Source organism: Streptomyces sp. NPDC058650 (genome assembly GCF_042717315.1).
GTDB lineage: Bacteria > Actinomycetota > Actinomycetes > Streptomycetales > Streptomycetaceae > Streptomyces.
This window is the reverse complement of record NZ_JBHXRL010000091.1, coordinates 1-1,078: the sequence shown is the minus strand read 5'-3', so window position 1 is coordinate 1,078 and position 1,078 is coordinate 1. Positions and strand designations below refer to the sequence as shown.

General features: G+C 71.9%; 2 protein-coding genes. One reads left to right on the top strand and one right to left on the bottom strand.

Going from position 1 to position 1,078, the window contains the following annotated elements; all coding sequences use genetic code 11:
* Positions 1-65 precede the first annotated feature (65 nt).
* On the top strand, positions 66-926 hold the full coding sequence (locus ACFWWU_RS37470; protein ID WP_384153753.1) for an MOSC domain-containing protein: 861 nt from the start codon (positions 66-68) through the stop codon (positions 924-926).
* Here the strand turns inward: ACFWWU_RS37470 and ACFWWU_RS37465 are convergent.
* Positions 923-1,078 (bottom strand): methylated-DNA--[protein]-cysteine S-methyltransferase (locus tag ACFWWU_RS37465; protein ID WP_384153756.1); only part of this gene is annotated, 156 nt, incomplete at its 5' end. The two genes, ACFWWU_RS37470 and ACFWWU_RS37465, sit on opposite strands and share 4 nt — an antisense overlap.

Below are 1,078 nucleotides of genomic sequence, written 5' to 3'. Positions count from 1 at the left end.
GTGGCGCACGGCTCCCACCAGCCACCGACAGGGCTCGGCCGGGCAAGGTTCGCTAGCATGCTCGAATGCAGGTCACGCGTCTCCGGATCCATCCCGTCAAGTCGTTCGCAGGCATCGATGTCGACTCGGCCGAGGTGCTGCCGTGGGGGCTCGCGGGCGATCGCCGCTGGGGCGTGGTCGACGCTTCCGGCGCACAAGTGACGGCACGTGAGAAGAACCACATGCTCGCGCTGACGGCCGAACTGCTCGCCGATGGCGGCCTCCTGCTCGGTGAACGCAGCGGCGCCGGCGATCCGATCCGGGTCGATCGCCCGACGGACGCCGCGCCGATCCCGGTCGGCCACACGCGCCAGGGCACGGCGCTGCCGGCCGGCGACGAGGCCGACGCGTGGCTGAGCGCCCGGCTCGGCATCGAGGCGCGGCTCGTCTGGCAGCCCGATCCGCGCGAGCGCACGGTGAATCCGAAGAACGGCGGCCTCCCCGACGACCGGCTGACGCTGGCCGATGCCGGCCCGGTGCTGCTCGCGAGCGAGGCATCCCTCGCCCAGCTCAACGCCTGGACCGACGAGGAGACGCCCTACCTCGACATGCTGCGCTTCCGGCCGAACGTCGTGATCGACGGCGACGAGCCCTTCGCCGAAGACGGCTGGCCGTTCGTCGACCTCGGCGAGGTGCGCTTCCGCATCGCGAAGGTCTGCGACCGCTGCGTGATGACCACGATCGACCCCGAGACCATCACCCGCGGCAAGGAGCCGATCCGCACGCTCGCGAAGCACCGCCGCTGGGACGGCCAGACCTGGTTCGGCGTGCTCATGGTGCCCCTGTCGTCGGGCTCGATCGCCGTCGGCGACGACGTGCGTCCCGTCACCGAGGCGGGCGCGGAGAGCCCCGCCGTGCCGAACACTGCCGAGAAGAGCCCCGCCTAGAAGAGCCGCGGCTGCGCGACCACCGGTGCACCCTCGAGCTCGAGCAGGTGGCGCTTGCGCTCGAGCCCTCCGGCGTAGCCCGTGAGGGATCCGTCGGCACCGACGACCCGATGGCACGGCACGATGATGCTGATCGGGTTGCGCCCGACCGC